Origin of the sequence: Enterococcus sp. AZ109 (assembly GCF_051714625.1) — a bacterium.
GTDB lineage: Bacteria > Bacillota > Bacilli > Lactobacillales > Enterococcaceae > Enterococcus_A.
Genome location: NZ_JBIOSF010000001.1, coordinates 3,075,419 through 3,100,962, shown reverse-complemented (window position 1 = coordinate 3,100,962; position 25,544 = coordinate 3,075,419). Strand labels below are relative to the sequence as shown.

Genomic DNA, 25,544 nt, shown 5'->3' with positions numbered 1-25,544 from the left:
CTATTTCACCTCAATTGGATCACTTGGTATTTCAGGATCGACCGGATCAGCATCAACGGGTTCCCCTGGTGTTTCAGGATCGACTACTTCAGGGTCGGTCACTTCAGGATCGGCAGGGATTGGTTCTTCAGGAATAGGTTCTTCAGGACCCCCTTCTTCTGGCGGCATATCCTCGCTGTAGACCTTCTCAGCCAATTGACCAACGAACATAGCAAGTTCTTCAAAGCCAGCTTGTTGTGCTTCATACAGCTCCACTGGGACAACTTGCTCGGTAATGTATTCATCTTTATTCCAGTCAAAACCTTTGATAATAATGTTATCCGCTAACGGTGGTTCCTTCTCAGTGAATGGGCGGACTACAATTTTTTCTTTGGGGAATAAAATAGGAACCCTATAATGAGACGAATCGGGTTCCCAAGCTTTTTTATATTCTTCTAGGTTTATAGTTTCCATCTATTTTCCTCCTTCAATGATATTTACTCTGTCGATTGTTTCATTCAGCAATGTGTTAATACTTGCCAGTCGGGTTTCGATAATGTCTGAAAGCTTTAAATTGATTGTATATTCTAAACTAACATAGTCAATATACATTTTAGAAACCGTAATCCCATCCGCACCATCGGTATAGGTAGCAATATATATACACCCATCTTTTGATATAGCTCGCTCTACGTCAATATTTTGGGAGATTTCTTGGTTAACATCTGATTCGTGATACGGTCGCTCTTCTGAGTAATCACTATCATCAATTTGGTAAGCGATGTTTAGTTTACTTCCTAAATAGGAATTACCACGACCAAGTACAGTATGATTACAATTGGAAATTATTTTTCTTGCAACATCAATTTGTTTTTCGAGAGTATCTGCGCCTGATGCAGTGAACAATCCTTCGTAGCGTCGTTTAATATCTTCAACGATATTCCATTTCACAAAAAGCATAGGAAAATAATTCGCACGCCCTGAAACAGAACTTGTCGTTCGTTCTTTACCATCAACTGACATGAGTGAGTCATAGTCGTCTTGAAAATTATCGTGAACGGGGAATTGAGGCAATATTAGCCTACTACCATGTTCAATGAGCATCACATTAGGATTTTCTACTATGCTGCCCCTTACTTTTCCTATAAAGTCCATTTTCGCATTCTGAGTAATGCCACTTCCAACAAAATCAGAAATAGGAGTTTTAGCTGCTTCCGCTGCAATTTCTTCGACCACTATTCTCCCATCAATTTCCAATTCAATTTTCAGTGATATATCTCTAACTTCCACCCATGCGGGGGTTATACCATCAGATGCTGCACCATCATGCGCTGTAACACTAGATTCATTGGATACACACTTAAGTTTAACAATCCCATTATCTCTAATTAGCTGAGTTCTATTAGCACTATCATTTCTATCATAACTAACTTGTACTGTTGTAATGTCAGCAGAAGATTGAGAAGGAGCAAAACCGATTGCTCTATCACTTACATTATAAATATAATATAACGCAATATTTTGCAATTCTTTGCTTGCTATTCCAATACCTTGACCTCTAAATGCTGATTTAATAGAGATTTTTTGAACAATATCTTTATATTTCTGAACTTTTTCAACTAGTGTCATGCCCACAAACAAGTATGGATACCGCTTTTCTAACTCAGATATCACATTGAAATCAAATTGAATCTCAGCACCACGACCGACAATGGTAGTTTCCGCTCGGACAACACCTAGCGGATCAGCAAGCGCTGCGTATTGGTCAGTATTGCAAGGAATCATGCCCTTGTTGATTACTGTTAGACCAGAGTCGACTTGTGAGGGTGTCCAGTCGTCCATTACTGCTACCGAACCTTTAATTAATTTAACCTTATGGACAATATACTCAACGTCTTGTGTATAAAAAATTAAACTAGGCGTATTCACAGAATTACCGGTGTACTCAAATATTGCAGTGTATTTCCCGTCCGCTGGTGCGGTAAATGCTTTATCCATACTAGCACTGAAATAGTCCCCAAAATATATTTTACTTCCTGCTTTCATTGTCACTGTAACTAATGAACCGTACTTTTGACCTACCTCATGTATCGTTTGTCTAGAGTACAATCTTGAATTGACCGGATTACTCGTGTCTGTACTACTAACTTTTATTCCGTCTGAAATTGAAGAGTCTATATTCAGATTTGACTCACTTTGAATAACCCAACGAGTCTTCAAAGTGACTAAATTGTTGAACAGTGAAAAGTCGGAACCATCTAGTAAATTAGGCTGACCGTGAACAACGCCGTAATCTTCTGTAGCGTTAATATGCTTCTCCGTTGGTGTACTCCCTTTTACAAGCGTAGCCCATTCAAATCGACATCCTCCAACTCGATCCATATCGTAAGCACCGAATATAAATCCCTGACCCTGATCCACATCAGATGGAATACTGAAAGTGATACTGAGTGTTTGTAGTTCACTTCCCCTAAAATCTAAAGACTGTGTATACGTATAAATGGTTGGGTTCTGAATGTATACTCTCATTCTCGAAGTGCTTGTACCAGATCCACGAACGGTCAAAGTGTACTCAGTGTCTCTTTCCAAACTATTAAAATTAGTTTTTAAATCAACAACTGATCTAAAATTACAAAAACCATATTGACCCTCCGATGATGTGACTGCTACATTTGATTGATACAAAAGATTGACATCAGAAAAAAGCGGTGAGTCTTTAACATAAATACTGCCCATCCCTTGCTCACCATCAACATTCATTTGCTCACTATAAAGAACCGGTCTAGTACCTGATACAGTATCTAACACGTTGACACTAGTTTCCTGCTTAGTGAAAACTTCCGACTTGTTGTAAACATTGCTCTCTTCAAATACTTTAGTGACTCCAGCTACATCTATTGCTAATTTTATTTGAGTTTGCTGAATAGCTTTTGCTTTCTGATCTAATGAATCTGTACCGACCTCAAGCTTGGAGACACGTTTTTCCAAGTCAGTTGCAGTATTTTTTAAATCGGTAGATTGCTTATTCAAGTTAGTAACAGTTGTATCAAGTGACGTTACATTTTTCTTTGTCTCGTCAAAAGCCGTACTAACATCCTTGCTCTTAGTATCCAATGCAGATAGGTCTGTGCTCAACTTAGTTGTTTTTGTTTCCAACAAAGGAACATCTATCTTTAGTTGAGTAACTGACGTTTGAAGAATATCGAGATCCTCAGCTAATTGAGTTGCTGTATCTGTCAACTGCTTATATTGAGTTTCTTTAGATTTAACAAATTCGTCAAAGGACTTTGTCTTAACTGATTTGAATTCTTCCCATTCCGTATTGAATTTTTTAATCAGCGCATTTAAGTCGGAAATACGTTTGTCAATTGTATCTGTTAGAGTTTTGAATTGAACGCCTTTTTCTTCAACAAATTTATCAAAAGAACCTGTCTTTTCCTTTTTAAATGCCACCCATTCCGTATTAAACAGTACAATAAGTTCTTTTAGGCTTGAAATCTGTTGATTTATAGCATCCGTTAAAACCTTATACTGTGACTCTTTTTTTACAACGAACTCATCAAAGGATTGTGTCTTTTCTTTACGAAACTCTTCCCAAATAGCAGAGAATTTTCTGAGAAGAGCGTTGAGGTCAGAAATATATGTTTCTCCTCCCCACGTAATATCAACGTTGTCTACAACTTTCAACGTGAAGTTCTCTGTTGTAGCACGATACCCATCTTTTTCGAAAGAAAAATAAGCTTGTGCATACCTACCAACTTCAGATAGAACTTTATTTGAAAAAGTGTATTTAAACTTACCTGTTTCAGAGTGAATTACCTCAACATTTTCAGGCTCAACAATGATTAACCCATCACTTGTAGTTCCCTCGAATCTTATCGTATAGTCGGTGATATCAAAATCCTTACCGTTTTCTTTTGCATTCACGATAACGCCAGTCATAAGATGATCGCCTAAACGACCAGTTACAGATTGGTTTAAATTTTTTTTAGAAGCTGCTTTATCAATATCAAGCGTGAAATTTTGATAATTTACCTCAACCATTAAAGCACCTCCTATATGGTGTCCTCGATTTCCCGAACTTTTTTAGTGAATTCATCAATATCCTTACGACATTCTTCTTTGTTCGCTTTGTAAAGTTCTTGATTTTGAACACTCAGATTGATGGTGGTGTTTCCTGCATTTTCTGTTGTTACGTTAGCGCTAAGATATATTACTTGTTGACCATCAATTTCTGAACTGCCTGATAGCATTACTGATTTTGTTGATTTTAACGTCATGATTTATTCCTCCCTATATTGGTCAATCAAAAAAGGACACTGATTACTCAGCATCCTTCTTAACTTCTTTAATTTCTGTCTGTTCCGATTCCTTAGATTCAAGTTCTTGAATTTGAACAACTAAGTGTGCTTTCTCGATTTCTAAATTTGCTATTTTGATAGCCAATTGTTCAACAATTTTATTTGGTTCCATTAATATCAGTCTCCTCTGTTTGATTTAATTCTTTCACTAATTTGCTATAAGCAAACCACAAAAGATCATATTCGTCTTTAATAGAAGAATCAGCATGATGTTCTTCTGCTTCTACGAATTCACCTTCTTGCACTTCCGGTATTTCGCCTGCAACTGGTTCAATTTCGCCTTCTTCTAAAATCTCTATTCTTTCCGTCATATATAATCTCCTTCTAAAAGGTTATTGTTACCCACTCATCGACTACACCATTAGTAAGGATCTTTGTCGGAATACTTACTGTCTGACCTCTGAACCATTGTAATCTTCTATAAGAATCCCAGTTATAGAAATACCCGGCATGATTTAAGTACAAATAACTACTTCCGAAAAATATTCCTGCTTGACCTCCACCATGACTTAAATATGCATACTGATAACCATTTGCTGAAATTGTCCCAAGTTTGAGCGACCCCCCAAGTCCTGTTATGCTGATACCATTTGCAGATAAATTTAAAGTATTTCTTAATTCAAGAGTATTTACTCGCTGGATACTGTAATTAGACATATATAGATTTGTTCCAGCGACAATTCCTGAATTGCCAGTGAAAGAACCGCGAGGGTCAAGAGTTAGCAATGTTGTATAGTAGGTATCAGTTGTATTCTGCCTATAAGCCCAAGAAATGTAATCACCAGTTCGCTCTAAATCTACTGTGATTCCCCGGATATTTGGATAATTACTTTTTTGATTCTCACCCATCTGACCAATTTTTCTTGATCCGTACCAAAACTCCATTCCCGACTCAGTCAGCCTCGCTTGAAGATTAGAACCTGAGTAGAAGGACAAGCTAGTTGAATTGATTCTCATTGTATTACCCATTGCGTTAAAACCAACTTGAACAGCGTCAATTGTAAGATGATCCCCAGTAATCGATCTTGCAGCAATACGATTTGCGCTTATATAACCACCAGACAGATTAGCTGCATTCACGTTTATTACATTGACAAGCGCTGCATTCAAAGTACCCGTTGTAATCTTGTCAGCAGAAACTGTTCCTATTTTTGCATTAGTAATTGCAGCATCTTTTATCTGCGCAGTACCTACTGCCAAATCAGCAATTTTTGCACTAGTGATTGCAGCATTAGCAATAGACGCCTCTTTAATTACCCCATTTTCGATAAAAGTATCGCCCGTAATTTGAACTTTCTTGCCAGAAATAAGAATTGTTTCAGGACTGATATTAATCTGGCTAATTACTTTTCCAGATTGGACACGTAAGTTAATTGCATTTTGTAGTTGTGTAATCTGTGTTTTATTGATCATAGTGATTTTTATAGGCTGAGTCCCGGCTATGACATTCCGTTGAATCGTTTCTGGATCAGTCTGATCGTTGAAACAAACTCTTAGAAAACTAGCTGTTGCAGGCGCTTGAGCAGTATTAGGATTAGAAGATATGGTACGACTGATAAACTTGTAATCCTTATCATACCAGTACCAGTAACAAGTGTTCGTTACTGTCGTACCCGCAGTTCCGTTGAAAAACAGATAAGTAGTTCCAGGTTTAATCCGCACAAATGGTGATCGTACCCATAAACTATTTACTTCAACACCCGTAGCTCCATCAATTGCGCCACGTTCAAAATAAGGAATAATGTCTTGCGCATTATTTAGAATAGAATCAATATCTCCAACAACACTAGTTATCTGCCCAGCCAACTGGGTTACTTGAGATTGCTCCGCTTTGTTGGCAACAGTCGATTGAATAGTCGTAACTGTTTGGGTCAAATTAGAAATACTATTCGTTGTGTCAACTTCTAAATTGTTAGCTTTTCTTATTGCTTCATTAGCTTGTTCTACAGCAGCATTCGCATCTGTTTGTGCTTTATCCGCCTTGCTGGAAGCTGTTTGACCAACTTTTATTGCATCTTCCCCAGCTTTTTTTGCAGCTGCGATAGCTTCCAACAACTCAACGTCTGTCGCAGTAGTGGTTTTTACTAACCAATCTAATTCGCCACTCTCGTTTCTACCATAAATACAAAGTTCAGTGTCTGGACCGTTCGGTCTAAACCAGATATCTCCCTCTTTTGGATTTTGTGGTTCTTCTACACTGTCGTACACATTGTTCTTACCAGCAGCATCTAACCTGTAATCAATTTCATCAAGTTTTTGTTGAAGTGGTCCTTTGAAAACAGCAACATTAGGAGATTGAGCTTTTGTACTTGCGCTTATTGTTGAAACAATACCTCCATCATAAGTTATCGAATAATTCAAGATGGGAGATTTGAATTGTTTTCCTAAGCGATCTGTCATGGTTACCCAATCCCCAATCTCTAGCGCAGGATTTCCTCGCCATTTTAAACTGATTGGATAGAAATTGACGTTCTTGATTTTTTCCCAAATTTGTTCTAAGAGATACTGATTCATGGAATTATTATCAACTTCAACTTGAGCACCATTAGCGGAACCTGCAGTAAGCACAGTTGTTTCGGAACTATTACCTACCCTTTTTGTGACTTTACAAATGATCCCTTTTGGTTGATAAAGCAATTCGCTTTTAGTCAGTCCTTTTAAATAATACTCGTTGGGGTCTATCCGATATGCGGGATCAAAAAGTGTTCGAATAGCTAATCTCCCATCTCGATCAAAACAGGCGAATCCAGCTTCATATTGAGCAATTAGCCCAATAGCCTGACGATATGAGTACCCTTCAGGCTTATTGATCGTGTAGTTGCTCAAATGGTTAAAAGAAACTTGATCAATAACCGTACCACTCATATTAGCAATCTCTAACGCAACTGCCGATAATTTTGCAGGGTAATTCAGCTTAGACTCATAGGAACCTTCCATAAACACAAAGCCATCCGTAGCTTCAACAACCGTTTTGTTCTCGTTGCGGTCTGGATCAACTCGACCATTGATGTAAAATTTTCCTAACGATACATATTCGATTTGCTTACCTGGAATAGATATACCAACAGAAACAGTCAATTCATCTAACTCTTTTAAGTTCTCGATAACCTCAGTAAAAGTAATCTTAACCACTGCAGATTCAACAGAACCGATTTGGAACTTATCTCCTCCAAACGCTCCTGTTGAATATTTGAAATCCTTAATCTTATTTGGAAGGTATTCTGTATTTTTAATTTTCACTTTTGCGACAACCTCACGTTTTGAGTTTTTAAACGCACTGTTGAAGTCGCTTGAAACGTTTAGCAAATATTTACACCCCCTTGTGCTATTGCTGAATTAGAGATACTGAAGCACTTCTGTAATAAGTGATGCCATCACTTAGTTCCCCTAAAAAATCGCTTTGAATATTCCCACGATAAACAGTTAAGGTTTCTCCTAATATTTGAGCTGTAAAAAAGCCACTGGGTAATCGGTTTTTAATGATGTTCAATTCAGATTGTGTTAGCAATCCCCATTTAATAGAAACAGTTTTTTTTTCAGTAATCAGGTCACCTACCATTAGTCCGCTTGCATTACGTCCCGTGTTAGATGACCAAATTACCTCATCAGAAGTACCAATTTCTGTAGGAGATGGCAGCACAACTCCTGACACAACTATTTCACTCATTAGCTTTCATCTCCTTAAATTAAAATTTGAGATTCCCCAGTTCGTATAGTTCTTTTGTTAATTCTATCAACAATAATTTGAGTGATCTCTTCGCCATCAATGGTAAGGTTCAACGAAAGTATTGCATCAAGCAACGCACGTAACAACGCTACTGTTTCAGCATTACTACCGCCATTATTGGCTAATTCGGCGGCTTCTCTAGCCATAGCCAGCATCTTGTTCTCAGGAGCTACAATTTCACCGTAGTGTTTGTTATCACCGATCATAGCCAGCTGCGGTGTATTTGCTTTAACATATCCACCCTGTGCTAAACGAGGAAGATTCACGTAATTCATATACCCCATCGAAATTCCCGGCAAAGAATTCACGAAACTTACTGCACTGTTAATCATCTCAATACCATTATTTAAAGTGTTCTCAACAAAGCTCAATACACTGTTGACGATATTTTTAAATGCTCCGCCTACAGCCTCACCGACCATCGTTCCTATTTCTGAAAATGTGCTCTTTATTTGATCCCAAATTCCACTGAAAAAACTAGGTATATTGCTGAACGCAGACTCGATAGCCTCATACGCTTCTTGGAATCTGTCTCCAAACCAATCCCCTACTGAAGAAAACACATCGCAAATCTCTTCCCAAATGTTCCTAAACCATTCGACAACACCTGACCAAACGATTTGGATTCCTTCCCAAGCTACACGGAATAACTCAGTAAAGAAGTCTGATACTCCTGACCATATTGCTTTTATCTGATCAAGAATAAATTGTGCGTAATCAGAAATCATAGTCCAAATTGTTATAAAAACGTCTTTAATACCTTGCCAAGCAAGTTCCCAATCTCCCGTGAATACTCCAACAATAAAATCAATGATTCCAGATAAAATATCTAATAAACCTTTGAGCAAATCTATAATTATACCGATTGCTTCAATCAGAACAGTTCCCAATAATTCAATAATCGGTGCTAAAATTGGCGCTATGTTTTCAGCCATCCACTCAAAGACTGGCGTCATGGCTTCCAGCCACAGTTTGAATGCATCAGCGAGCTTTCCTATGAAGTTGCCTAGACTTTCAATCATCGGTCTAGCGTGCTCTTCATAAAGAGTTGTGAACTTTTCACCCAACGTTTCCAGAACGGGTAATATATGTTCGTTATAGCCTTTAAAGAAGGCGTTAGCTACTCGAGACCACGCTTCAAACAAGGCTTCAATGACAGGTCGAATGTGATTGTCATATACTTCATTCAACGTATCCGAAAGTTTGTTTATAGTCTTTTCAATAGTCTCAAATACAGGTGCAATTGCGTCTAATGTACCTGTAACAGCAATTGTGTAATTTAACTTTACTTTTTCAACGTACTTTTCGTAGCCTTTCGCTACGTCACGCGCGAGCTTGAAGCCAAGTTCTAAAGCTCCACCGCCAGCACTTAATACAGATGAAACAATAGAACTACCGATTCGTATTGCTCCTTCAGAAGTCATAACATCGTAAAATACATCCGCAATGTTTTGCGCAATATTGCCACCAGATTCTGCAATATCTCCAACACTATCAAAAATAGTTACTAACGCTCGTTTAATTCGCCCTTTTTGGCGTTCTAAACCGTTAGCAATGCTTTCCGTTAGAAAGACACCCAGTCCGAGCCCGATCGTTCCTATAGACCCCGCAAATTGACCGAGAGCATAAGCTATTTTGTCTAACATCCGATTGAACGAACTTACTACATCTTCATCGGTGAAAATTTCTCGCAACGTCTTACCAATTCTGTCCAAGGCATTCTTAATACGTTCGAGACCTTCCTCTCTAAAAGAAGCTTTGAAACCTTTAGAAAAGAGGTCTGCCAATTCTTTAAATCGATCGAGAATGTCTTTAGCCATTTTGCTTAGTAAGCTTTCACCGTCAGCAAGTTCCCCCATATCAACAGCAGCGCCTTGAATTGCATCACCGATACCGGAGCCTGAATCCTTAGATGAGTCATCGTCTGAGTCTTCACTTGATGGATCAGACAGTTTATTAATTTGGTCAAAGCCAAAGACTGCTTGCATATCCTTTGCAGCTTTTTTCGCTTTTTTACCAGCGTCTTCTGTAGCGTCTCCAAGATCCCCAGCGTTACCTGCTGCATCTTCGAAACCGTTTGACACATCAGCAATACCTGCCGCTTCAGACGCTATACCAGATCCAGAGCTTGATTTTTTGCCTGTGATCAGCTCTGTAAAAGATTTAAAAGCATTTCCAAGTGTCAACAGTCGTTCCATAAGCCTATTGATGATCTTTAGTACAGGATTAAATAAGTTAATCAACCCTTGTCCTACTGTGGCCATAAAAGACTGGAATTGGAGCTTCAATAACCGAACCTGATTGGCCCAATTATCGGAGGTCCTGGCAAAGTCACCTTGAGCCAAAGAAAGTTTTTCAGAAACGAATTGGAATCGTAAAGCTACTTTCTCTGCCTCACTCATTTCATTCGTTGTTTTACTAATCCCGTTGGCCATAGCGTAAGCATCCAGTGCGTTCTGAGTCATCACGATACCTAAATCTTTCAATGTCTCAGTCTCGCCAGTAAAAACGGATTTCAACTTGGTATAAGCTTCGTCTTGACTGATATTGTAAAATGATGCGACATCCCCGGCTAATCCTGTCAAAGCACTAGACATTTCATAAGCTGATTGTTCACCAAAACCAAAAGCTTTAGCCATCGCTCCGAACGTACCTGTGTACTTTTTTGCCATCGTTTCAGAGAGACCGAATGAAGCAGCAGCACTTTTTGCAAAATCATCTACCTGTTTAGTCATTGTAGGGAACGTTACATCCACTACGTTCTGTACTTCAGTTAAATCAGATCCTAAATCGAGTGCTTGTTTTCCAAAATCAGCAAGTTTCTTCACAGCGAACGCTGCCGCTAAAGCTTTTCCTGCTTTTGCCGCAAATGATTGAATACCAGACATTTCCCGTTGAAAACCATTTTTGTTTACAACGAGATCAAGCCCAATCTGTCCAACTGATTCTGCTGCCATATACTTCACCTACTTTCATTCAGCCATCTCTATGAACGCCTGTTTCATTTGTTCTAATACTTGATTAAGTTCGTCTTGATTCTTTTCTTTTGAAAGACGCAAACGCCACTCATTCCTTATTCTGTGTTGACCGCTAGAAAAATGTTCCAGCATTTGGGGATCGTCTTCACTGCGTATTTGAACTATGCGGCCCAGTGGAGTTTCGCTGTCTAACCCTGATATCAACGCCTTAAACTCTTTCCACTTCATGTTCTTAAACTCAGCGCTATACAAAGAAAGACCGTACTGTGTCCTCATAGACGATACGATTAAATCGAAATCATCAAACAAGTCATAGTACGGTTCATCACTCTCCCGAGCTTTCTTCTCCTATAATTAACGTCATTGCGGATCTTACTAAAATGGTAAAATCTTTAAATTGAAGGTTCATATTTTCAATTTTCTTGAAGTTCTCTTCAGAGAATAGTAATTGACAAATTTCTGCAATACTCTCCATGCTCATACTCGTTCCATCGCCAACAATCCCCATTAATTTCAATGCGGTAGCTGCGTCTGTGTGTACTTCCAGCTCTTCGTCTTTGATTTTGATTTTCGGGTTATCCTCAAAATTCAATTGTTCTGTGATATCGACAATTTTAGCCATTCTTTTTTTCTCCTTTTTCTCCTTTTTCAACAACTTTTCGAATCAATGGTACTTTCGCAAGATTTTCACGTGTGCTTAATTCCTTAATTCGATTTTCGTCTTTACTTTCATAGAAATCTTTTTCGGTGTATTCACGCCCTGTTTCTTTATCAACAAAAGCTTGCAAAACACGATATTTCATTACTCGACCTCCGATCTACAAAAAAGAGGAGCTAATGCCCCTCTATACTGCTGGTGTCACAGTTGGTTTGCCATTACTCATCACTTCGAAAGCCAATGGACCAACTACTGTACTATCACCTGATCCTAATTCGGTAATATTTATCACTGCATCCGTAAACATCACTTTAGTACCATCAGGAAACGTCCATTGAAAATCAGATTCGCTATCACGCCCATTTTTAAAAGCTAATGCTGCGATATAGTCATTCCCAGCATCACTGACATTTCTTTTTCCAGAAACAGAAATCGTAACAGACTTTGCAGTCATTAATCGGCGCGTCCATCCTTGTTGATCAAATGGTTTCCATTCTTCTACTCCGTTGTCAAACGCAACAGAAAAGCTTTCCATATCAGCAATGTTTTTCAGGGTTGCTGCACCTGTAGTAGACGTATCCACTTGAAATTGGTTCTCATAAACGGGATAAACTCCTGTTTTTGCCGCCATATTTATTTCACTCACTTTCTTTTAATGTATAGAACAAATCAAATTGAATGACCCATTCATAAACGCCTGTATCATCTGTTCCAACGTCAATAGGCTCGTTGGATAATAATTGAATATATTGAATAGATTTCTTGTTGATCACAACAGACTTACTATTTAGTATTGCTGAATACAGTTGTTGCGCTATATCTTCAGTGTCTCTAGCGTTCTTATTCCAATGGATTAAGACACTCACTGACTTTTTATCGTAACTAGCAAGCTCTCGTCCACCAATAGCAAAGCGAGGTTGCTGTTCGGTTTTCCGTTGATATACTCCGATTGACTCATCCTGTTTGTTATCTAGCTTTCCAATGTAAAAGTTCTTTCCAATATTGAATGTTTTAAGCCAATCTCTTACCTCTGCTAAACCAAGCATGTTCACACCCCCGTGATCCTCTTGTAGAATTTTTTAAAAGCATCCGGCGCAAAATCGGCGTGCTTTCCATCCGGCATCCAGTCTTCAAACCATTCACCTTTGGCATTCGGATTTGTACTCGTCTGAAATTTGTACTCTGGATGGAAATAGACTCTTCTTGCGTAAGGTGTGCTGTGAACTAAACTAGTCCTTCCTCTTGAAGCATCAGCGTAATCAGCTGCAAAGGCTTCGCCTTGAAGTGTACCTTGGTCAAACGGGACTACTTGAGCTTGTACGACCTCTGTATGCACCGCTTCAGTAGTCATCTCGAGCGCCTGTACTTGTGCTTTAGTCAATCGATTGATTGCAGCCATATTCAATTTTACAGTTGAGTTTACTCTCACTAGTCATCACTCCAAATCTAATCGAGTGTAGTTGACGGTACCATCAGGATTGCGAGCTTTCATTCCTTGTACAATAGAACGCTTAACCCCGAATACTGTCGCTTCTCCGCTACTAATAACAGGAATATCTGGCGCAATATCTCCAACAAAAAAAGCCCGTCCAATAAGCTGTACGAGCTTTTTCTCATCCGTTAGTATAGTTTTTGCTGTGTCCTGATAGTTGCAGGTCAGCTCCTCTTCATAAGCTACCAAAGGTTCTCCATCTTCCGAGATACCTTCTTGAGCAATCGACAAAAAGATTGGAGTAGTGCACAACTTTTTTGGTACTAAACATGGATATTTCATCGAATCACCCGATTCGTTAGACCAGTTTGTTTCAAGATTTCATACGTGGATCGCTGCATGGCTATCCCATTTTGGATAACCACGTTCCAGTTGCTGCCAAAGTTCACCGACACTCCGTTGATAGAATACGAGGTCATAATCGAATCAAGCATTTCCTGATTCTCATCCTCAAAATCTACCTGCAGGCACACAACTTCTTTAATGACTGTTTGCTGGAAAGTTGTAAGCTTAGCGAACCCGAGACCGACAATTCGATTGAATGTTAACGAATCAATGTGCTGCTGTGCCCGTTTTAATTTATTGCCAATGTTCACTGTAACTTTGCCTTGGTATACACTTTTGTAATAAGACTTGTCAGCATATAGGTCAGTCATACCTACTCACCTTCTTTAGACTCTTCATCCTTTGTGGTTGCGGTTTTCTTCTTTGTGCTTGGGGTTTTTAATAGAGCAAGTTCTTTTTCCAACGTTTCCTTTTCTTTCAACAACTTGTCGTATTCAGAATACTTGATCAATTTTAAAGGGGAATGCTCAAGAAGCACCCCTTTGTCGTCAAAAATGTCATACCCACTATCAAGATATCGCTGTTTCTGCGTTTCATCAATCGTATAGACTTTGTTTTCCTTTTTCGCTTTCATTTGCTACGCCTCCACATTAATAATACAAGCTTTTTTCAATTCTTGATCTAACGCAAACGTACCGTTGAAGCGGCGGTTTTGGTACAAGTATTTGTCAGCCGTTCTTGAGTCATGGCCTGGTGTGTAAGTATTGATATATGAATACTTAACCCGAGATACTTGCGCTTCAGGATCAACCAAAATGTAATTGATTTGTTTACCTGACGCATCCGCTTTATAACCTTCAGTAAAATCATAAGCAGTCTTGAATCGTTCGATAGGAACAACTTTGATTTCGCCTAAATCATCCATAGAATGGACACGGCGATCAATACCGTTGGTGCCGCCATCTACTGACAATGTGCGTTGAATACCTTCAGCATTTTTCAATTCTTTCTTATAAGCAGCGGTACAATACAAAATACAGCGTGACAATGGAACACCTGCATCTTCGAACTTTTCACAGTTATCGTCAAAGTCCGCTAAAATATTAGCACGTGTGACTGCTGCCGTTTTAATTTGAGCACCCACTCGCTGCGCCTCAGTATAAAGTTTTGAATATGTGTAGCAATCCAGCTCTGGAATTGCCTGGCGTTTCTCAAAACGTGCTTGAATGTTCGCAATTGATAAGATTTGATTTGTTTCATCAACATCCATAGGATCAATAAAGAATTCAATGTCACGGTCATGGTCTAATTCTTTTGTTTCAAAGCTATTGGAATAGTTCCCACCATTGAAACCAAGCATATTACGATCGTGATCTTTATACCCTGATACAGAAATACGAGGAAGTTTAATATTCTTCGCACCAATAATGTTAATATCTGGATTTGAATGGAAAAGTGCATCGGACGTTAATTCATGTCCATACATATCCAAAATTCTACTGTGAAACTGTGTTACATACTCTAATACTGCCATAAGTCATTCTCCTTATTTTTTATTCACGCCGAAAATTCGGTCGAGTTGATCTTCTGCTGCTGTTTGGCCTTGTGATTGACCGGACGAACCTACAGCTTGAAAACCAGTTGAAGCGGTTTGTTCCTTTTTTAGCGCTGGAACATCTTCTAATACTTTATTCAATGCATTAGTAAAATCTTCATCTTTTGATTCAAGTGTTAAACTAGATAGGTCTGCCAATTTCAATACATAAGGTAATACTTTAGGATCTACACCTAATTGAATTGCAGCCATTTGAGCTTTTGCGTCCAATTGTGCTTTAGTAGCTAATTCCTGCGCTTGTTGTGCTTGCGTTTGCAAAGCATTGACGTCTGGTGTGTTAGCTGCTTTCTGTTCCTTAAACGTGCTGATAGCTTGCTCCATTTCTTCCCTGCTTAATCCTTGCTGCTTGAAATAGCTTTTTAAGATAGTATCTTCTGTCACGTTTTGCTTTCCGGAAATGATACCAGCAAGTTTGTCATAATCGAAAGTAATAGGGTTTGCTTGCTGAGGATTTGCTGGCGGCTCTCCTGCTCCCGGGTTAGGCTCCCCCGCTGGCGGCTCAGCAAACATTTGAAGATTCATTGGTAATACGTGTTTCATATCTTTGTCTCCTTTCAGTTTTAAGGGTGTCTCCCTATTCAGTTTTTCCGTGGTGTCTCCACGTAGTTTTACGTCTTCGGACAAAAGAAAAAAGCCATGATTTCTCATGACTTTTAACACATAAAAATAGCACCCAACCATCCGCAAATAGTTAAGTGCTATTAAATACTGCGTTTTACCATTTCTTTGTATACTTTGTCTTCATCTTCTTCAGACATATCGACAAATCGCATCATTCGGAGCTCTTCATCGGTCATTTTCTTTACTTCAAGGGATGGATCTTTAAGACCTAATTTGTCCATGTCTTCAAATAACTTTTCCGTATTTGTCTTAGACATTGTTACCCCTCCTTTGTTTTACTTTCGCTTGTATTATTAGCTTTTGGTCCGTTAATTCGGCTGACTGAAACTCCATAATCGTATTTCTAGGTAAAATCATTTCACTCTCTTCAAAGTTTTCGGTAACAAAAACAGGTGAATCCTTAGGAATATCAATTTCGAGTTTAATCGGACTGAACTTAAAGAAATTTTGTTTTGGCAGGAGACTGACCGAGGTATACCCCTGATTCTCAAACAGGACAGGATGCTGATTAATGCGCTCTACTATCTCCTTAACAGATACCACACCTGCAAGGATCTCATTTTGATCAATGACGGATTGTAAAATTTGCTGGTTTGAATATCGTACAGCTTTCAAATTTCTATCAATTTTATTTTTTGTAAACAATGCATCCAATTTTTCAATAGTTACTTTGTCGATCGAATCTAATTTGTCAGCAATGTTCTTCCGTAAGGCCTTGTTTATTCTAAAGCTGTTTGGCGTGCCAATATATCCGGTTGTTCGTGATTCATTGGCATAAACAAATTTAGTTTCGTTCTCAGTAATTTTTCCAGCTGCTTCTACAAGCTCATCGAGCTCATTGGGCTTAATATAATTATACGGCATTTCTGGCGTAATATCTATGTCTACCCCTTCTAAAAACCTATTATATTCACTTTCATGTAGGTTCAGGTTAGCTTTTTCCTCGAATTGTTCAAGACGTTTGCTGTTCTTCTCGCTGATCTGTTCCCAAGCTTGTTTTTTCTGTCGGGCTATTTCTTTATTTTCTGCATCCAGACTATGATCACTAAGCCGTTCAAAACGGCGTTTCTGGATATCTGCATGGTTCAGCTGATTTTCAATTCGTTGCCGCTGCTGGATCTTTTTCAGCGCTTTTTTATTCCTTCGATCGTTCGGCGGTGTGCTAACGCCAGGAAAGTACGTTGTATGGATGTCCTTACAATTCGGATGGTACAAACCCGCACTGATAGCCGTAGACATCAACGGATAGGGTCCATCTTTTGCGCTACCTCCGCTCCAAACGTCATCGATTAAGACTTTACCCTCAAATGGCAAACACAATGGACATGCGTTGAATCGCTTGTTCATAATAACTGTGTGAACGCCCCATTCCTGACGCTTGATGCCTTCGCCTTGCAAGTAGGCACGCTTCGCTGCAGTCCGTATTGCCATGTCAGCATAAGCCGCAATATTTACACGAGCGCCGTTTTTATACTCAATACAGTTGATACCACGATTCATGAAGTCTTTAGTTGCCATATCAACAGCTTTTTCATAAGTAGCTGCTCCACTGTTCGCATAAACTTGAGCATCGAAAATAATCTTCCGATATTGATCATTAGCAAATCGTAAAACAGCATGTTCTGCTTTTTTCATGTCCCGTTCAACAGAATTTAGTAGTGTGTTCATCTTTCGTTCATTAATTCTAAAGAACGAGCCAGACATTCCGTTTGGGCGTTTAGGTGTAACAAATCCTTTTTGTAAAGCTTCGAGGATTGCTAACTCTTCAGTCATTTCGCCAGTTGCTCTTGCCTTTATAATGGCGTTCCGAATATTCCGATTGATTTCCTTAAATTGCTTGTTATACTTCCTAGAATTAAGTTGCTTGAACTTTTGCAGTTCCTGTAATTGGGCAACCTGCCACTGTGCCCATTCTTGATCGGAATCAATCTCCTCAAGTCGGTGCCGCTTCATGTTCCGCATCATCGAATCAATAAGTTCTTGCTCAATTCTTGAAAAAGCACGGCCAACGTCATAATCCATTAGCGTATACCTTGAAGCCGGCTTTCCTGAATTCACGCTTTTTCTGCTTCAGCTGAGTAAGGCTTTTACAATGAATATTCTCTAACGAAAGCTTACCAACTTGTTCAACCGCATAAACGCCAAAGGGCACTTGCTCGGAGGCGATCTTAAGTAGCTGGTTCGCTTCCTTGCGGCTCATTTGGTACGCTTTGTTGCCGATTGTTACGATCATCGCTATTCGCCCCCTCTGCTGCCGGAATGGTGAACCCGCCCAACTCAGTGTTCAGGGTTGGCTCTTCAAAATCAGCAATTCCTTGTTCATTCTTAAGCCGGGCAATTTCTTCCTGCTTCCACTCATCCTCTTTAGAATCGCCATACAATTCCTCAACAACAGCCTCGATACTCATGATTCCTTGAATCTTACCTTTTCCGACCGTTTCTACCTGAGACTCAAACGATGGATTCGCATACTCACCAAACGGAATACTCACGTCCACATCTTCGATCGGTTTCTTTTGCATGACTAGATAAGAATTGATCGTCATATAAATAAGGTGTGGGATAAAGTTCTCCATTGCGGTAATGATTGCTGCACGCGTATAGAGAGTCGCTTTCTCTTTTTCTCGCTGAGCTTCTGCGTTGTCTAGTTTTTTCACATCGATCCCTAGAGTTGAAGGAGAGATCACGCCTTGTAGCGCCAGATCCAGCGCAGTCACATAGGTTGCAGCATAACTGTCGTGTGGAATAGCCGCTTGCTGGATATCAATCTGGTTGGTAGCTGTTTCCCTTGTATCGGTGTCAGTTTTGATAAAGCGGTTATCAAAAGAATTAGGCGTCATAGCCATGCCCGTATTAGGGTCACGCGGTAAAAAGCATTCCGGAATGTATTGCTTGGTCCGGCCGGCTCTCAACGCATCCATCCACTGACTCCAAGCTTCGTCCAGTGCATCAAACGAATCAATTTTTCGATCAAAGATGGATTGACCTCGACCTTCCCATTTGGCACTCTCGTAAATGGTTAGCGGAACCCCTAAAATAAGTTCTTTTTCAAAAGTGAAATTCTGTAGGCTTTCGGTGAATTGTGTAGCTTTAATATCTTTCGGTGTTTCGTCATGATAGAGTTCATTGGTGATATATCCATATCCATAGTGTTCCAACAACGTATAGTTTTTGTTTTTCTCTGAGAAGAATGTCTTAAATACGATCTCTCGGACTTTTCCTCGCTGATAAACAAACTCGACTCGATCGCCTGGGACCCATTCAACGATCGGATAATCGCTAACAATCGGGTCAAAACAAATCTTAAACGCACCATCACCTACATATAAAACTTCCTTCAGCGCTCGTTCCAGTTGGTTCTCAAAGTTCGTTTCCTTCACGATGTTCTCCCAAAGGTCCTTATGCTGTTTGTTCTCGTTAAAATCAGGATCATTGTAATCAGCTAGTGTAATCTCAACTAACCGATCTATAATAAGTCCAGGGATACCGGTATGAATCTTTCGGATCTCCATGCCAGGTGTGGATCTAGCGCCCCAGAAGGTTAACCCAACTGAACTGTTGCCGATCTGTTTGTAAAGCTGCGCAAGCTCATAAGAATCGCCACGGTACCAAATCCGATTCTTTGCGATATTTTGTTCTCGATTCAATAATTCAGTGATTTCGATTAGATTTGGTTGACCTTCACGGATATTCAACCACTTTCGAATGCTGTATTTTACTTTGTCCATTAATCCCATCAGCTACTCCTTTCGGCCAATTAAATGTTTATACGGTAGCCAAGCGTACTGGTTAGCGTTGATTGTGTGATCGTTGCCATCTTCTGGCTCGTCTTTATCTTCCTGCCAACTGTAGGTGTCTAACTCAAGCAGATGGTGTTTGCAGTGGTCACACACGTAGTAGCAACCCTCAGCAATCCATCCGATCTGCAGGTTCAGTCGATCGATGATCGTTGTCTTTTTATATGCGTTGATGAAGTTATAAATCGAACCGTGCTGCCGCTTGTGCTTGTTCAGCTCAGTCATTGTTGCTTGATCGGCGCTATCCACAAACACATCTTTAGCAAATCCCCAAGTAGCTCGATTCTTTTCTAGAAAATCGATGAAACGGTGAACCGTATCCGATGGTGCAATGGGAACCTGCAATTCTGCATTGTTGTAAACTTGCTCGTCCAGTGTATAAAGCACGCCTTTATCCGTGATCCCTTGAAAAATCATTGCGATCGTGTCCGGGCTGTTTGCTGAGTAAGCTGTATCCAAGCCCCCAGTGAATTTCACGAAACTCAGGTGCCGATCCATAACCTGCTGCTTGACATATCCGCTTTTCACAGCATGTTTGCTGGCTTCGAAGTTAACAAAAATAAGACCGGTCGCTTTACCACGTAGGCCTTGAATCTTATTCTTATGCAATTTGGTTCCTGGTGGTGCGGATCGTTTTTTCTTCTCAATGTCTTCCGGAGTCAAGCTTGCATTGTCTGTAAAGCGAAAAAACCAGTAGCGCCACTTAGGCACTGCTGGTTCAACTAAATCTTTCATTATTTCAACTGGGACATCCTCGGCGTATTTCTTATACGGTCGTGATCGATTTATAAACTCTTTATAAACAGGAAGCGCAGGATTATCCGGATTCAAAGTTGCCATCAAATAATCGTTCCGAGTTGACATCTCTCGGACAAACTCAATGTCTGCGGTATTGATCTCATCAATGTACACACAGCCGTATTGGCCACCTAACACCAGCAGCCACTTTGATTTGTTGTCATAACCTAGCACATAGATGATCTTACCTTCAAATTTGATATGCGGGATTTTATTGTCCCGATCACCATTGCCGTAATATTTTGCTTTGGGATGTATGTCCAAAATCCCGTTATCCGGCTGGATGATATTTTTCTCAGCAACCCCTGTCGTCTTCGCTGCGATAACGTGGAAGCTTTTCTTGCTTCGGCTAACCATACGCATAAACTTCACGCCGACTCCAACAGTCGTTTTACCAGCTGCTGTGGTTCCTTCTAAGAAATCAGCGTCTACATTATCGACAGTATTGACAAAATCAACGTACTTAGGCGATAGTGGGAAACTATTCGTCAAGGCCCTCACCACCTAACTGCCTAACGATATCATCAAACTTTTCAGTTGATACATTTGCATTAACATCTATTTTATCAATGAACAATGCATGGCGTTTGCCGAGTAATTCTGCAGCTTTAAGTCGATCCTTAGCACCTACATCAACATCGAGATAGACTCCTCTAGCAGTTGCGATTGTCTCAGTCTCTTCGCCACGCATGACTGCAGTCAAGTATTGCAATATTTCAGTACCGCTAGCAATTGAAAGCTCTGCAGTTCGTTCATCAAAAGCTTTTTTCAATTCTTCTATGATCGGAGGAATATGTTCATACTTCTTCATTCCCGTCATCATGTTTGAAGCAACCGTATTAGCTGTCTTTTCGCTATATCCAGCTTTTTTTGCAGCTTCACTCGCATTCACAAATCCATTAGCAACATAAGCTAGGATAAATTTTTTCTGTTTATTTCTTGCCAATGGCCATTGCCCCATTAAGTCATTAGCTATAGAAGTTAGTTCAGCAATTAATCTCTCTTGATGTGCAGTCATACCTGTTCACCTCTCTTTCTGGACAAAACAAAAAGACCGCATAAGCGATCTTGATTCTTATATGTAACAGCAACCTACACCGACTGACACCAGCATTGGCCAGCAGTCGCCTCGCTCGTGTACTTTGAGCACCACACCCTACACCTCGGTTGCTAATGGACCTTGCAGGAATCGAACCTGCGACCTTGCTGTCATAGCCCATTGAGCTAAAGGTCCACGACAAGGCAGCATGTCGAAATTAACAGGAAGGAGTGTTTCATCTCCTTAAATGTATTATGTGCTACCTAATAGCTTTCCACCTCTTACTAAATCGCTATATGTTAAAGGAGTAGTCATGCCAGACAGTTTTTAGTTGGTGTTCAATTCGTTTGAGGTGGTCGGCTAAATTTCTACGCTATCATATTAACATTTCAATTGTTGCATTGTGGTGCACGAAACGTGCATTACATCCAGTCAACAACTACATCAATGCCAAAAAGAATCACAGCAAGTTCTTTTGACGCTCTTTTAATTCTTCTTCCTACAGTAGTACGGTCAACATCTATATGACTCGCAATGAATTCATCAGAAAAACACCTTGGGAGAAGATACTTCATTTGAATAATTTCATAGTCTTCGAAATTTTCTTTTTTGAATTCTTCTAACGCATGATCAACGTGTTTCATTAGTTTTGCTGTTTTAGCTTTGTGTTCTAAAAGACTATCAATATCAAACCGCCAGTCATTCCACATAGTGGTGAATTCTTCTTCGACTTGATTCTCTACAATTTCACAATGCTTCTTTAATTTCTTATAGTTTTTCAGCAGCAGTATAGTATTGTGATAAGCGTTACTTCGAATAGCTTTTCTTTTTTTATCCTGTGCGTTCATAATCTTAGAAACTATTTTATCGGATAACTCCTCTAATTGAGGTTCTGATAATTCATGTATTTGGATTTCCAAACTTACTTCCTCCCTGCTGCTAATTTATAATTTTCTTCTTGAAACTCCATCAACGCACACAATATTTTAATCACTAACGGATGATTGTTGTAACGATTTCCGATCAATCCGATTGTGCCGACTAGCCAGTGCCAATACTCATCTGTGGTAATAGGATGTTTCTTGCTGATTTCATTTGAAGCCTGCATCCACTTGTGAATATCTTGAAAAAATATTTCCCAATTCATTCGACTTCCTCGATTCGTATGTAGATTCCCGGAGTGTCTGCCCAAAACTTCTCAGTGATTAAGCTAACCACATATGAATCATCTTTCCAAAATCCTAGCTTAGTCATACAGTCTTGAAGAAGTTTATTGCTATTATCCAAGTCTGGTTTAGTCCATTTATATTCACCGTTCTTATGCCCTGCTGTTGTTGGAAAACACCACTTCACTATTAAGCGGACACCACCGACAAATCTTTCATCCGGAGTATGCTTACCTAGATGAGCCATTAGTTTCGATCGAGCTTTTTTTAAATCTGATGGTTCATAGAAATTAGGCTTACCATTTACGACAGAAACTTTCTTTTGTTGTTGGGTGGTTTCTGGCGGGATCATGTGCATAAAAAACTCTATCATCAAAACACCTCATTTACCGTTATTTTATAATTGGTATACACCATTCTTTTTCTTGATTCCTAGCTCCCCATTTGTCTCGCTGTATTCTTTTGTCTACTCTATCCCTTGTAAAGGGAGAGTAGACAAGAATAGCGGACAGCGGTACGACAACAATTAAAACATTGTCGAAGCCAGTCGAAGCTATTTAGACCATTACCGGATACTATTGTTTGTCGGCTCTTGTCTGACCTAAATAGATTCGACAACTGTTTCTTTTTTTACTTTACTTAGGTAACCACCCTCAACTGAGAATAGTTCATGTTTTTTTACCCGAGAGTAAACCGTGTTCCGTGCTACCTCTAAATAATCTGCTATCTGATTGACCTCTACTGGGCTACCATCTTCACTAAGCATATTGAATGCTTCCTCCAACTCCTTTTTGGCCTTGTCGCTGCGGCTTTCGTTTGCCTTTTGCGTTCCCTTCTTCCACTTCTCTTTCGAATCTTCTTCCAGTTTGATGTCTTGAAGCGAACCATCCAACACGTGGAGTGGATACTTGAACCAGGCATTGACCGTTTTAAATCGTGGGAATTCTCGTAATGTTCCTTCAATTCGCCAAGCAGTAGCCTGTTTCGCAGCTTCCACAGCCTTAACACGCTCTGATTCAATATGTTTCAGAATATCTTGTGACTTAATAGCCGTCATCAAGTGGTGGCTCATCTGCTTTTTACTGAAAGTGTCATCCAAACTGATATCATCATAAGTCGGTGCATAAGCCTTGATTGCCTTCAAGTAAGTTTGACAGATAGCTTCATTTTCAAGTTGCATGTACCGATCTTCGGTAACAGATAACTCAATCAGATCAAGAATGGCATCTGGATCTCGTGCGAAAACTCCTGAACCACTTGATCGGTCAATTGAATTCTTGCCATTTTGCGATCCTTTACTGTGATGGTGACAGTAGATCACAGCACAATTCAGTTCAGTTGCGATCTTATCAAATTGGTTGGTGAAGTTTGCCATTTCATGTGCGCTATTTTCATCGCCAGTAAGCACCTTATAAATCGGATCAATGATTACTGCGATATAATTTTCCTTCTGAGCACGGCGAATCAGTTTGGGCGCTAGCTTATCCATTGGACTCGTTTTTCCCCGTAGGTTCCAGATATCAATGTTCCCAACGTTATCATGTCCTTGGTTCACTTTTTTGTAGATGTCCACAAACCGCATTTTTGCCGAATCCTTATCCAGTTCCAGATTGACGTACAACACTTTACCTTGGGCACAATTGAACCCAAACCACTTTCTTCCTTCAGCAATCGCAATCGCCAGCTGTATAAGTGAAAAAGACTTACCGGCCTTACTAGGACCAGCAATCAGCATCTTATGACCTTGCCGCAGCACCCCTTTGATCAGTTCTGGCGCTAGTTGAATGTCTTGTTCGAACAAATCGGCTAGGCTTTCTGGATCAGGCAAATTATCATTCATGTCCTCAATGTATTCTTGCCATTCTTCCCAGGATCCTTTACCAATATTTGTAGCGACTAAGAATTGCTTCTTATCGCCGCGGATAAAACCAGGTAATCTAGTTAAGCGTGACGGGTTCTTATTTTGCTTATCCACTTTCAAACCATTTTTTTCTACTATCTTATATAAGTAGTCAACTCGTTCTTGATATTGTGGGTAATTGATCGCATCAATTTTGACGATCGCATGAAGGCTCTTGCTACCACTATGAGTCAGTGCAACGACTGGGAGCTCTAACTCCCGAATGATTTCGTGCTGTTGCTCAATGCTCATGCTGTCAGATTCTACTAAAGCATAACGAAAATCGACCACATTCGTATTTTTTACACCTTGGCCATCCAATGGGTTGAATCGAATCCATGCACCGCAAGCAGGGTTAGGATCGCCCATGACGGCACCAATATCATCTTTATACTGTCTAAGACCTTCAATAAGATCACCAGCCGTTCTGGTATAAACGCCAGCTTTAGGTAGCCACTTCTCAATCTCGCCATTCTTTTTCAAGTAACCATCATTCACATAGCCGATCGTTTCCCCCGGACTGAAAAGCGCTTCAAGATACTTGATAAGTTCCTGCGATGGACTCCAGTTGGTCGGCTCCTTGATTTCTTTTCCCATAACCCAATCAGTTTTAACAAATTGATAGCCTTTGTCTACGTCTACCGGAACAAAGCTGTCGTTCCACCCAATAACGCTGTCGCCGTCTTCTCCATCATAGTAGTGACTTTGGCTTTGCCAACCATTGTCTTTTGCTAGTTGTGTAATTGTTGCACCAGTGACAGGAGAATTTGTTCCTAGAAAGGACTCCCACTTTTTGTAACATTCTCCTTCATGGTAACGGGCACTATCACGAAGGCTCCATTGGTCCCAATCGTATGCCGTATATCCTTCATGTTTCAGAGCCATACCGACGTTGACCCACTCTTGATAGTCAAGCATTGCTGGGTCAACGTATTCTAATAGCTCTGATAAGTTCAATTTACTTTCCACATGCTCTTTCCTTCCTTATTACTAGATATCTCATTCCCTATTATTTATTCGATCATCGATCTTGCCACTTGAAAGCAATGCAAGGACAATTAACCCGATTATGCCGATTACGGCACCTAGTAGCACAAGTAATATCTCTTTCATTCACTCACTCCGTTC

28 protein-coding genes and 1 tRNA gene are annotated in these 25,544 nt (G+C 39.9%); all 29 read right to left on the bottom strand.

All coding sequences use genetic code 11. From position 1 onward, the window contains the following. Complete coding sequence (locus IGI42_RS15330; RefSeq protein ID WP_438716261.1) at positions 1–453, bottom strand: hypothetical protein; 453 nt, start codon at positions 451–453, stop codon at positions 1–3. Continuing rightward, on the bottom strand, positions 454–4,023 hold the full coding sequence (locus IGI42_RS15325) for a BppU family phage baseplate upper protein (protein ID WP_438716736.1): 3,570 nt from the start codon (positions 4,021–4,023) through the stop codon (positions 454–456). An 11-nt stretch (positions 4,024–4,034) separates the two neighbouring features. Next, positions 4,035–4,259: a hypothetical protein gene (locus IGI42_RS15320; RefSeq protein WP_438716735.1), complete on the bottom strand. Its 225-nt coding sequence runs from the start codon at positions 4,257–4,259 to the stop codon at positions 4,035–4,037. Between the two features lie 43 nt (positions 4,260–4,302). Continuing rightward, complete coding sequence (locus tag IGI42_RS15315; protein WP_438716734.1) at positions 4,303–4,452, bottom strand: hypothetical protein; 150 nt, start codon at positions 4,450–4,452, stop codon at positions 4,303–4,305. Beyond that, positions 4,439–4,651 (bottom strand): hypothetical protein, encoded by a 213-nt coding sequence (locus tag IGI42_RS15310; protein ID WP_438716733.1) that lies wholly within the window; start codon positions 4,649–4,651, stop codon positions 4,439–4,441. Before IGI42_RS15310 ends, IGI42_RS15315 begins: the two co-directional genes overlap by 14 nt. Positions 4,652–4,664: 13 nt before the next feature. Further along, positions 4,665–7,646, bottom strand: coding sequence for a hypothetical protein (locus tag IGI42_RS15305; protein WP_438716732.1), 2,982 nt, complete (start codon positions 7,644–7,646; stop codon positions 4,665–4,667). Positions 7,647–7,665: 19 nt separating this feature from the next. Beyond that, complete coding sequence (locus IGI42_RS15300; RefSeq protein ID WP_438716731.1) at positions 7,666–8,007, bottom strand: hypothetical protein; 342 nt, start codon at positions 8,005–8,007, stop codon at positions 7,666–7,668. Between the two features lie 14 nt (positions 8,008–8,021). Further along, the gene (locus tag IGI42_RS15295) at positions 8,022–11,024 is read right to left on the bottom strand and encodes a phage tail protein (protein WP_438716730.1); all 3,003 of its coding nucleotides are present in this window, start codon (positions 11,022–11,024) and stop codon (positions 8,022–8,024) included. Between the two features lie 15 nt (positions 11,025–11,039). Next, the gene (locus IGI42_RS15290) at positions 11,040–11,321 is read right to left on the bottom strand and encodes a Gp15 family bacteriophage protein (RefSeq protein WP_438717060.1); all 282 of its coding nucleotides are present in this window, start codon (positions 11,319–11,321) and stop codon (positions 11,040–11,042) included. A 49-nt stretch (positions 11,322–11,370) separates the two neighbouring features. Further along, complete coding sequence (locus IGI42_RS15285) at positions 11,371–11,667, bottom strand: hypothetical protein (RefSeq protein WP_438716729.1); 297 nt, start codon at positions 11,665–11,667, stop codon at positions 11,371–11,373. Next, positions 11,660–11,848 carry a hypothetical protein gene (locus IGI42_RS15280; protein WP_438716728.1) on the bottom strand — a complete coding sequence of 63 codons (189 nt, stop codon included), beginning with the start codon at positions 11,846–11,848 and terminating at the stop codon, positions 11,660–11,662. Before IGI42_RS15280 ends, IGI42_RS15285 begins: the two co-directional genes overlap by 8 nt. A 42-nt stretch (positions 11,849–11,890) precedes the next feature. Then, complete coding sequence (locus IGI42_RS15275; protein ID WP_438716727.1) at positions 11,891–12,334, bottom strand: phage tail tube protein; 444 nt, start codon at positions 12,332–12,334, stop codon at positions 11,891–11,893. A gap of 7 nt (positions 12,335–12,341) precedes the next feature. Beyond that, positions 12,342–12,749: a minor capsid protein gene (locus IGI42_RS15270; protein ID WP_438716726.1), complete on the bottom strand. Its 408-nt coding sequence runs from the start codon at positions 12,747–12,749 to the stop codon at positions 12,342–12,344. Positions 12,750–12,751: 2 nt separating this feature from the next. Continuing rightward, positions 12,752–13,132: a hypothetical protein gene (locus IGI42_RS15265; protein ID WP_438716725.1), complete on the bottom strand. Its 381-nt coding sequence runs from the start codon at positions 13,130–13,132 to the stop codon at positions 12,752–12,754. 6 nt (positions 13,133–13,138) lie between these two features. Beyond that, on the bottom strand, positions 13,139–13,477 hold the full coding sequence (locus IGI42_RS15260) for a hypothetical protein (protein WP_438716724.1): 339 nt from the start codon (positions 13,475–13,477) through the stop codon (positions 13,139–13,141). Beyond that, a complete protein-coding gene (locus IGI42_RS15255) occupies positions 13,474–13,851 on the bottom strand; it encodes a hypothetical protein (protein ID WP_438716723.1) in 378 nt (125 codons plus the stop codon). Before IGI42_RS15255 ends, IGI42_RS15260 begins: the two co-directional genes overlap by 4 nt. Before the next feature lie 2 nt (positions 13,852–13,853). Beyond that, positions 13,854–14,114 carry a hypothetical protein gene (locus tag IGI42_RS15250; RefSeq protein ID WP_438716722.1) on the bottom strand — a complete coding sequence of 87 codons (261 nt, stop codon included), beginning with the start codon at positions 14,112–14,114 and terminating at the stop codon, positions 13,854–13,856. A 3-nt stretch (positions 14,115–14,117) separates the two neighbouring features. Further along, positions 14,118–15,014: a capsid protein gene (locus IGI42_RS15245; protein ID WP_438716721.1), complete on the bottom strand. Its 897-nt coding sequence runs from the start codon at positions 15,012–15,014 to the stop codon at positions 14,118–14,120. 12 nt (positions 15,015–15,026) lie between these two features. Continuing rightward, complete coding sequence (locus IGI42_RS15240; RefSeq protein WP_438716720.1) at positions 15,027–15,635, bottom strand: hypothetical protein; 609 nt, start codon at positions 15,633–15,635, stop codon at positions 15,027–15,029. A gap of 161 nt (positions 15,636–15,796) precedes the next feature. Beyond that, positions 15,797–15,973, bottom strand: a complete 177-nt coding sequence (locus tag IGI42_RS15235; RefSeq protein ID WP_438716719.1) for a hypothetical protein — start codon at positions 15,971–15,973, stop codon at positions 15,797–15,799. Continuing rightward, positions 15,966–17,774 carry a phage minor capsid protein gene (locus IGI42_RS15230; protein WP_438716718.1) on the bottom strand — a complete coding sequence of 603 codons (1,809 nt, stop codon included), beginning with the start codon at positions 17,772–17,774 and terminating at the stop codon, positions 15,966–15,968. Before IGI42_RS15230 ends, IGI42_RS15235 begins: the two co-directional genes overlap by 8 nt. 110 nt (positions 17,775–17,884) lie before the next feature. After that, a complete protein-coding gene (locus IGI42_RS15225; protein WP_438716717.1) occupies positions 17,885–19,453 on the bottom strand; it encodes a capsid protein in 1,569 nt (522 codons plus the stop codon). Positions 19,454–19,456: 3 nt separating this feature from the next. Continuing rightward, positions 19,457–20,812, bottom strand: coding sequence for a terminase (locus IGI42_RS15220; RefSeq protein WP_438716716.1), 1,356 nt, complete (start codon positions 20,810–20,812; stop codon positions 19,457–19,459). After that, the gene (locus IGI42_RS15215) at positions 20,793–21,329 is read right to left on the bottom strand and encodes a terminase small subunit (RefSeq protein ID WP_438716715.1); all 537 of its coding nucleotides are present in this window, start codon (positions 21,327–21,329) and stop codon (positions 20,793–20,795) included. The genes IGI42_RS15220 and IGI42_RS15215 overlap by 20 nt, the downstream gene beginning before the upstream one ends. Before the next feature lie 156 nt (positions 21,330–21,485). Further along, a tRNA-OTHER gene (locus IGI42_RS15210) sits at positions 21,486–21,545 on the bottom strand. A gap of 227 nt (positions 21,546–21,772) precedes the next feature. Further along, positions 21,773–22,270, bottom strand: a complete 498-nt coding sequence (locus IGI42_RS15205; protein ID WP_438716714.1) for a hypothetical protein — start codon at positions 22,268–22,270, stop codon at positions 21,773–21,775. A gap of 2 nt (positions 22,271–22,272) precedes the next feature. Then, the gene (locus tag IGI42_RS15200; protein ID WP_438716713.1) at positions 22,273–22,497 is read right to left on the bottom strand and encodes a hypothetical protein; all 225 of its coding nucleotides are present in this window, start codon (positions 22,495–22,497) and stop codon (positions 22,273–22,275) included. Next, positions 22,494–22,889 carry a RusA family crossover junction endodeoxyribonuclease gene (locus IGI42_RS15195; protein ID WP_438716712.1) on the bottom strand — a complete coding sequence of 132 codons (396 nt, stop codon included), beginning with the start codon at positions 22,887–22,889 and terminating at the stop codon, positions 22,494–22,496. The genes IGI42_RS15200 and IGI42_RS15195 overlap by 4 nt, the downstream gene beginning before the upstream one ends. Positions 22,890–23,117: 228 nt before the next feature. Further along, positions 23,118–25,385: an AAA family ATPase gene (locus IGI42_RS15190; protein ID WP_438716711.1), complete on the bottom strand. Its 2,268-nt coding sequence runs from the start codon at positions 25,383–25,385 to the stop codon at positions 23,118–23,120. Between the last annotated feature and the right edge of the window lie 159 nt (positions 25,386–25,544).

Excerpts from the sequence above, each read along its gene's own strand:
- IGI42_RS15275 (WP_438716727.1), bottom strand. The coding sequence starts at position 12,334 with ATGGCGGCAAAAACAGGAGTTTATCCCGTTTATGAGAACCAATTTCAA.
- IGI42_RS15250 (WP_438716722.1), bottom strand. The coding sequence starts at position 14,114 with ATGAAAGCGAAAAAGGAAAACAAAGTCTATACGATTGATGAAACGCAG.
- IGI42_RS15320 (WP_438716735.1), bottom strand. The coding sequence starts at position 4,259 with ATGACGTTAAAATCAACAAAATCAGTAATGCTATCAGGCAGTTCAGAA.
- IGI42_RS15270 (WP_438716726.1), bottom strand. The coding sequence starts at position 12,749 with ATGCTTGGTTTAGCAGAGGTAAGAGATTGGCTTAAAACATTCAATATT.
- IGI42_RS15200 (WP_438716713.1), bottom strand. The coding sequence starts at position 22,497 with ATGAATTGGGAAATATTTTTTCAAGATATTCACAAGTGGATGCAGGCT.
- IGI42_RS15225 (WP_438716717.1), bottom strand. The coding sequence starts at position 19,453 with ATGGGATTAATGGACAAAGTAAAATACAGCATTCGAAAGTGGTTGAAT.
- IGI42_RS15280 (WP_438716728.1), bottom strand. The coding sequence starts at position 11,848 with ATGAAATATCGTGTTTTGCAAGCTTTTGTTGATAAAGAAACAGGGCGT.
- IGI42_RS15215 (WP_438716715.1), bottom strand. The coding sequence starts at position 21,329 with ATGACTGCACATCAAGAGAGATTAATTGCTGAACTAACTTCTATAGCT.
- IGI42_RS15325 (WP_438716736.1), bottom strand. The coding sequence starts at position 4,023 with ATGGTTGAGGTAAATTATCAAAATTTCACGCTTGATATTGATAAAGCA.
- IGI42_RS15195 (WP_438716712.1), bottom strand. The coding sequence starts at position 22,889 with ATGATAGAGTTTTTTATGCACATGATCCCGCCAGAAACCACCCAACAA.
- IGI42_RS15235 (WP_438716719.1), bottom strand. The coding sequence starts at position 15,973 with ATGTCTAAGACAAATACGGAAAAGTTATTTGAAGACATGGACAAATTA.
- IGI42_RS15245 (WP_438716721.1), bottom strand. The coding sequence starts at position 15,014 with ATGGCAGTATTAGAGTATGTAACACAGTTTCACAGTAGAATTTTGGAT.
- IGI42_RS15255 (WP_438716723.1), bottom strand. The coding sequence starts at position 13,851 with ATGACTGACCTATATGCTGACAAGTCTTATTACAAAAGTGTATACCAA.
- IGI42_RS15285 (WP_438716729.1), bottom strand. The coding sequence starts at position 11,667 with ATGGCTAAAATTGTCGATATCACAGAACAATTGAATTTTGAGGATAAC.
- IGI42_RS15295 (WP_438716730.1), bottom strand. The coding sequence starts at position 11,024 with ATGGCAGCAGAATCAGTTGGACAGATTGGGCTTGATCTCGTTGTAAAC.
- IGI42_RS15240 (WP_438716720.1), bottom strand. The coding sequence starts at position 15,635 with ATGAAACACGTATTACCAATGAATCTTCAAATGTTTGCTGAGCCGCCA.
- IGI42_RS15300 (WP_438716731.1), bottom strand. The coding sequence starts at position 8,007 with ATGAGTGAAATAGTTGTGTCAGGAGTTGTGCTGCCATCTCCTACAGAA.
- IGI42_RS15290 (WP_438717060.1), bottom strand. The coding sequence starts at position 11,321 with ATGAGGACACAGTACGGTCTTTCTTTGTATAGCGCTGAGTTTAAGAAC.
- IGI42_RS15330 (WP_438716261.1), bottom strand. The coding sequence starts at position 453 with ATGGAAACTATAAACCTAGAAGAATATAAAAAAGCTTGGGAACCCGAT.
- IGI42_RS15260 (WP_438716724.1), bottom strand. The coding sequence starts at position 13,477 with ATGAAATATCCATGTTTAGTACCAAAAAAGTTGTGCACTACTCCAATC.
- IGI42_RS15315 (WP_438716734.1), bottom strand. The coding sequence starts at position 4,452 with ATGGAACCAAATAAAATTGTTGAACAATTGGCTATCAAAATAGCAAAT.
- IGI42_RS15310 (WP_438716733.1), bottom strand. The coding sequence starts at position 4,651 with ATGACGGAAAGAATAGAGATTTTAGAAGAAGGCGAAATTGAACCAGTT.